This window comes from Rhodococcus sp. R1101, from assembly GCF_000278445.1.
GTDB classification, from domain to species: Bacteria; Actinomycetota; Actinomycetes; order Mycobacteriales; family Mycobacteriaceae; genus Rhodococcus; species Rhodococcus gordoniae.
Genome location: NZ_AJVB01000213.1, coordinates 1 through 6,449 on the forward strand (window position 1 = coordinate 1; position 6,449 = coordinate 6,449).

At 66.9% G+C, this 6,449-nt stretch carries 7 protein-coding genes; 6 read left to right on the forward strand and 1 reads right to left on the reverse strand.

What is annotated here, in order from left to right; all coding sequences use genetic code 11:
- A partial coding sequence (gene metG, locus R1101_RS26795) for a methionine--tRNA ligase (RefSeq protein WP_016934023.1) occupies window positions 1-1,111 on the reverse strand: 1,111 nt, incomplete at its 3' end.
- Window positions 1,112-1,133: 22 nt separating this feature from the next.
- On the opposite strand from metG, the gene R1101_RS0113930 reads away from it, so the two are divergent.
- From R1101_RS0113930 to R1101_RS0113955, 6 genes are all read left to right on the forward strand, one after another.
- Window positions 1,134-1,964, forward strand: a complete 831-nt coding sequence (locus R1101_RS0113930) for a TatD family hydrolase (protein WP_026003260.1) — start codon at window positions 1,134-1,136, stop codon at window positions 1,962-1,964.
- A 40-nt stretch (window positions 1,965-2,004) separates the two neighbouring features.
- A complete protein-coding gene (locus tag R1101_RS0113935) occupies window positions 2,005-3,078 on the forward strand; it encodes a maleylacetate reductase (protein ID WP_016934025.1) in 1,074 nt (357 codons plus the stop codon).
- A gap of 83 nt (window positions 3,079-3,161) precedes the next feature.
- Window positions 3,162-3,590, forward strand: a complete 429-nt coding sequence (locus R1101_RS0113940; RefSeq protein WP_016934026.1) for a DoxX family protein — start codon at window positions 3,162-3,164, stop codon at window positions 3,588-3,590.
- A 387-nt stretch (window positions 3,591-3,977) separates the two neighbouring features.
- Window positions 3,978-5,105, forward strand: a complete 1,128-nt coding sequence (locus R1101_RS0113945) for a resuscitation-promoting factor (protein WP_016934027.1) — start codon at window positions 3,978-3,980, stop codon at window positions 5,103-5,105.
- Window positions 5,106-5,158: 53 nt separating this feature from the next.
- Window positions 5,159-6,067, forward strand: coding sequence for a 16S rRNA (adenine(1518)-N(6)/adenine(1519)-N(6))-dimethyltransferase RsmA (rsmA, locus tag R1101_RS0113950; protein ID WP_016934028.1), 909 nt, complete (start codon window positions 5,159-5,161; stop codon window positions 6,065-6,067).
- Window positions 6,068-6,341: 274 nt separating this feature from the next.
- Window positions 6,342-6,449 (forward strand): cold-shock protein (locus R1101_RS0113955; protein WP_026003261.1); only part of this gene is annotated, 108 nt, incomplete at its 3' end.

A 6,449-nucleotide genomic window follows, 5' to 3' on the forward strand; every position in this document is an offset into this window, starting at 1 on the left:
GGTCGTTGGCCAGATCGGCATTGATACGGGTGACGATCGCCTCGTGACTGTAACTGCCGTCCTGGCCGTAGGAGATCTCGCGGAGCAGGAAGAAGCGCAGCTGATCGAGGCCGTACTGCTTCACCATCTCGAGGGGATCGACGACGTTGCCGACCGACTTCGACATCTTCTCGCCCTTGTTGAACAGGAAGCCGTGGACGAAGACCCGCTCGGGCAGTTCGAGGCCCGCGGACATGAGGAAGGCCGGCCAGTACACGGTGTGGAACCGCGTGATGTCCTTGCCGATGATGTGCAAATCGGCCGGCCAGTACCGGCGGTACGACTCCGCCTCGGTGTCGGGGAAACCGGCCCCGGTGAGGTAGTTGGTCAGTGCGTCGACCCACACGTACATGACGTGATCGGGATGGTGGGGAACCGGAACGCCCCAGTCGAATGTCGTGCGGGAGATCGACAGGTCCTTCAGGCCACCGGAGACGAAGCTGACGATCTCGTTGCGACGGGTCGCCGGCGCGATGAAGTCGGGCTGGTCTTCGTAGAGCTTCAGCAGCTTGTCCTGGTAGGCGGACAGGCGGAAGAAGTAGGTGGATTCCTCCGTCCACTCCACGGGGGTGCCGGTGTCGGTGGAGATCCGCGAACCGTCCTCGAGCAGCGTGGTCTCGCCGTCGGTGTAGAACGCCTCGTCGCGGACCGAGTACCACCCCGCGTAGGTGTCGAGGTAGATGTCGCCTGCGTCGACCATGCGCTGCCAGATCGCCTTGCTCGCCTCGAGGTGATCGGCGTCCGTGGTGCGGATGAACCGGTCGTACGAGATGTTCAAGGCCTTGTCCATGGCCTCGAAGACGTCCGAGTTCCGGGACGCGAGTTCGGTGACCGGAATGCCTTCCTTCGCGGCGGTCTGCTGCATCTTCAGACCGTGCTCGTCGGTGCCGGTCAGGAAGCGCACATCGAAGCCGTCGAGACGCTTGAACCGCGCGATCGCGTCGGTCGAGATGTACTCGTAGGCGTGCCCGATGTGCGGGGCGCCGTTCGGGTACGCGATCGCGGTCGTGACGTAGAACGGCGGGCGGGTGGGATCGCCGGCAGCCGGGCGGGAGGAATCAGGCGCAGTCATGGTGGCCAGTAGTTTATAGGTCGTGAGCGCAGCCCGTCCCGCCCCCGAAGCCCCACAGCCGTTGAGTCCGCTCGTCGACGCCCACACGCACCTCGACGCGTGCGGTGCCGAGGACGCCGCGACGACCTCCGCGATCGTCGACCGTGCCGCCGCGGTGGGTGTCGGACGCATCGTCACCGTCGCCGACGATCTCGAGGCGGCGCGGTTCGCGGTGCGGGCCGCGCACTGGGACGATCGGGTCTACGCGGCCGTCGCCATCCATCCGACCCGCGCGAACAGCCTCGACGACGCCACCCGCGCCGAGATCGAGACACTCGCCGCCGACCCCCGGTGCGTCGCCGTGGGGGAGACGGGCCTCGACCTCTACTGGCCCGGCAAGCTCGACGGATGCGCGCAACCCTCCGAACAGGAGGAGGGCTTCCGCTGGCACATCGACCTCGCGAAGCGTCTCGGCAAGACTCTGATGATCCACAACCGTGAGGCCGACGCCGAACTGTTGCGCATCCTGCACGACGAGGGTGCACCCGAGACGGTGATCTTCCACTGCTTCTCGTCGGATGCAGACATGGCCCGCCGGTGCGTCGACGCCGGATACCTGCTGAGCTTCTCGGGCACCGTGAGCTTCAAGAACGCGAAGGCCCTGCGCGAGGCGGCGCCGCTCGTGCCCCGCGAGCTGGTGCTGGTGGAGACCGATGCGCCGTTCCTGACGCCGCATCCCTTCCGGGGCGCGCCGAACGAGTCGTACTGCCTGCCGTACACGGTGCGCGCGCTCGCCGAGGTGCGCGGCGAGGACGCCGACGAACTGGCCGCGGCCACCACCGCGAACGCCGAGCGGGTGTACGGACTTTCGTAAAGGGCACGCGTGTCCTCACGGGCGTCGTGAGAATACGGGCATGCGTTCCTTCGTCTACAACTCTCATCCGGTACGTGTGATCTTCGGCCCCGGTACGGCTTCGCGGGTCGCGGACGAAGTGCGTCGACTCGATCGTTCGAGGGTCCTGCTGCTCGCCGGCGAGCACGTGCGACCGCAGGCCGAGCTGGTCGAGACGGCACTCGGCGATCTGCAGGTCGCGCGGTTCGACGGTGCGGTGATGCACACGCCGGTCGAGGTGACCGAGCGGGTCCTCGGTCGGGTCACGGAGAACGATGTCGACGCGGTGGTCGCGGTCGGGGGCGGCTCCACCACCGGGCTGGCCAAGGCGTTGGCGGGCCGCACCGGGATCGACCAGGTGATCCTGCCGACGACCTATGCCGGGTCGGAGGTGACGCCCGTTCTCGGCGAGACCGCGGGCGGCGTGAAGACCACGCGTTCGTCGCCCGACCTTCTGCCCGAGACCGTGATCTACGACGTCGACTTCACCATGTCGATGCCGATTCCTCTGGCGTTGACCAGCGCGATCAACGCGATGGCCCACGCGATCGAAGCCTTGTACTCCGAACAGGCGAACCCGATCGTCGACGCCCTCGCGCTCGAAGCGGTGGCCGCGATCGCGCGGGGTATCCCAGCCCTCGGTGCGGATTCGGCGGATCCCGAGGGACGTTCGGATCTGCTGCTCGCCGCGTGGCTCGCCGGTACGTGTCTGGCTTCGGCGGGTATGGGCCTGCACCACAAGCTCTGTCACGCGCTGGGCGGTTCGTTCGACCTGCCGCATGCCGCCACACACACCGTCGTGCTGCCCCACGCGCTCGCCTACAACGAACCGTCGGTACCGCACGTCATGGCCCGCGTCGCGCAGGCCCTCGGCACGGAATCGGCGCCCGCGGGGGTCTACGACCTCGTGGCGGCGGCCGGGGGACCGACGAGTCTCGAGGAGCTGGGGATGCGGGAGGCGGATCTGGACGAGGCGGCGCGGTTGGCGACCGCGAAGCCGTATCCGAATCCGCGAGAGGTGACGCAGGTGGGGGTGCGGCGGCTGCTGGGGGAGGCGTTCGCGGGCACCCGTCCCGAACCGGCGCGAACGGTGTAGTTGAAGCTACAACTATCGGTTGCTATCTTAGTTGTCGCTTCAACTGAACGGGGCTCTCCGGCCTCCTGATCGAAAGGCTCGACATGAAGACCCCTCTCGTTCGCGACATCGGCATCCTGATCGCCCGGCTCGTGATCGGCGTCATCTTCCTCGTCCACGGATTGCAGAAGTTCGGCACGTGGGGATACGAAGGCACCAAGGCCGGCTTCGAAGGAATGGGCGCTCCCGCCCCGGCGATCTCGGCCTTCGTCGCCACCTGGATCGAAATCCTCGGTGGGCTCGCGCTCATCCTCGGCGTCCTCGTCCCCCTCTTCGGGGTCCTGCTGTTCCTGCTCATGCTCGGCGCGTTCTTCATCGTGCACGTCGAGAACGGGATCTATGCGAGCGACGGTGGTTTCGAACTCGTCGCCGCACTCGGCGCGGGGGCTCTCCTCCTCGCCGCCGTCGGCTCGGGAGCCTTCGGTGTCGATCGTCTCCTCGCGCGGAAGGTCCCGCTGCTGCGCGCGGCCTGACCTGCGATTTCGAGGTGCTGCGGACGATTGCTCCCGATCGTCCGCAGCACCTTTCGTGTGGAAGCGCGCTTTCGCATATGTCGTGTCGTTCTCCCGCGCGACCTCCCGGGATGGAGCACGGCACATATGTGCAGCGCCGTCGGTCACGTCACAGGACGCAGGTGCTCCGGCGCCCGATTCGAGAGGAATTCCACCTTCCGAATATCGCCAGAAAAAGGCAATTTCGGACATCCGAAATGATCGAGGTAATACCGGTTCGATATTTGTGATCTGCGTCGTGATCTGACAGAGATCATCATCTGCACTGTTAGACGGCATGAAGTTGCAATAACAATGCCGTCTCGTTACCGTGCTGTGATCACAATCGTCGTCCGTCTGGAAATAATCGTGTCACCTTTCACCAAGATCAATCGCGTCAAGTCGCCGGTGTTCTACTCGGTGGTCGCCGCTGTCTTCGTCACCCTCGGTGCCGGTGGTGCCACTGCTGTGGTCCAGCACAAGGACGTCGTCCTCGACGTCGACGGTGAGCAGCGTGCCTTCGGCACCATGAACTCCAACGTCGGCGACATCCTGGCCGCCGCCGGCTACACCGTCGACGAGAACGACGTCGTGGCCCCGGCCGTCGACTCGTCCGTCTCCGACGGCGACACCATCGTCCTGCGTCAGGCCCGCGAGGTCCGTCTCACTGTCGACGGGGAGGAGCGTTCGGTGTGGACCACCGCGCTGACCGTCGACGAGGCACTCGACCAGTTCCGCCTCTCCGACGACGCGTACGTCTCCGCGTCCCGTTCGCACCGCCTCCCGCTCGACGGCGCGGATCTCGAGGTCGTCAACCCCAGGACCGTGCGCTTCGCCGACAACGGTGCGCCCGCCGCCGAGGTGCGCGTCGCCGCGCCGACGGTTGCGGAGTTCCTGAAGATCCAGGGAACGAAACTCGAGCAGGCCGACAGCGTCACTCCCGCCCTCGACGCTCCGCTCGAGGACGGCATGGAGGTCGTGGTCACCCGCGACCGGACCGAGTCGCGGACCGAGAACCTGCCGATCGCCCCGCCGGAGAACCGCGTGGACGATCCGAACATGATCGAGGGGGAGACCGCGCTGAACGACCCGGGTGCTCCGGGCGAGCGGTCGGTGACCTTCGACGTCCACACCGTCAACGGCGTCGAGGTCGGACGCACCGAGACCGCGTCGACGGTCCTCGCCGAGCCGCGGCCCGTGGTGGTCCGCGTCGGTACCAAGCCGAAGCCTGCCGTGCCGGCCTCGGGGCGCGCGTCCACCTGGGATTCCATCGCCCAGTGCGAAGCGACCGGCAACTGGGCCATCAACACCGGCAACGGCTTCTACGGCGGCCTGCAGTTCACGCAGCAGACGTGGGCCGGCTTCGGCGGTACCCAGTACGCACCGCGCGCCGATCTCGCGACCCGCGAGCAGCAGATCGCCGTCGCGGAGAAGGTCCAGGCCGCCCAGGGCTGGGGCGCGTGGCCGGCCTGCACCAGCAAGCTCGGTCTGCGCTGACCGGCGCGGGTGTGCGCGGTGTGACCTGCTCCCGAGTGCGCTAGGTTCACCACGTGTCAGCAGACGATCCCGAAACCACTCCGAGGGCCACCCCGGCTTCTCCGCGCGGCCTCGCCGCGCTGCTCGGACCCGCAGAGGTCCGCGCACTCGCGGAGGAGTTCGGGGTACGCCCGACGAAACAGCTCGGCCAGAACTTCGTGCACGACACGAACACGGTGCGCCGCATCGTCAACGTCGCAGGGGTCGGTGCCGACGACGTCGTGCTCGAAGTCGGGCCGGGCTTGGGTTCGCTCACCCTCGCGCTGCTCGACGTCGTCGACCGCGTCATCGCTGTCGAGCTCGATCCCGTTCTCGCGCAGCGCATTCCCGTCACGGTGCAGGAGCGGGCCCCGCAGCTGGCCGACCGGTTCGACGTCGTGCACATGGACGCGATGAAGGTGCTGCCGAAGGATCTTCCCGTCACGCCCACCGCGCTCGTCGCGAACCTGCCCTACAATGTGGCGGTACCGGTTCTGCTGCATCTTTTCTCCGAATTCCCCACTCTCCGAACGGCTCTGGTGATGGTGCAGGCCGAGGTCGCCGACCGGCTCGCGGCCGAACCGGGTGGCAAGATCTACGGCGTGCCCAGCGTGAAGGCCCGGTTCTTCGGCGACGTCCGCAGGGCGGGTGCCGTCGGACGTGCCGTCTTCTGGCCCGTTCCCCAGGTGGAATCGGGTCTCGTGCGTGTCGACCGCTATGCCGAGCCGCCGTGGCCGACCGACGCGCAGACGCGCGCCCGCGTGTTCGCCGTCGTCGACGCGGCCTTCGCTCAACGTCGAAAGACGTTGCGCGCCGCGCTGAGCGGCTGGGCCGGTTCGCCCGGGGAAGCCGAGAGGCGCCTGCTGGCCGCCGGTATCGAACCGTCGACGCGCGGGGAGAAGCTCGACGCCGCAGCCTTCGTGCGACTCGCAAGCGTGGAGTGATCGGCGGCTCGCCGTTGTCGTGATGGGCAGCTCGCCGCCGTCGAGTGATGCCGGTCACCCTTCCTGGCGGGCGCGCTCGATCTGTGGTTAAGTTGTCCTCGGTCGTTAGGTAGTGTGTTCGTGGTTTACCCCTCGCACATTTCTGGTTGCGAGCGGATGCGATAGCCACGATGGAATCGTCTCAGCCGTGTAGTGACAGACCCGGGAGCCGAAACCGACTCCCGACGAGACAGAACGTCTATATCCGTTCTGCCTGCAAGTGAAGGACAGCAACATGGCTGAAGGTACTGTGAAGTGGTTCAACGGCGAAAAGGGCTTCGGCTTCATCGCTCCCTCGGACGGCTCCGCTGACGTCTTCGTGCACTTCTCCGAGATCCAGGGC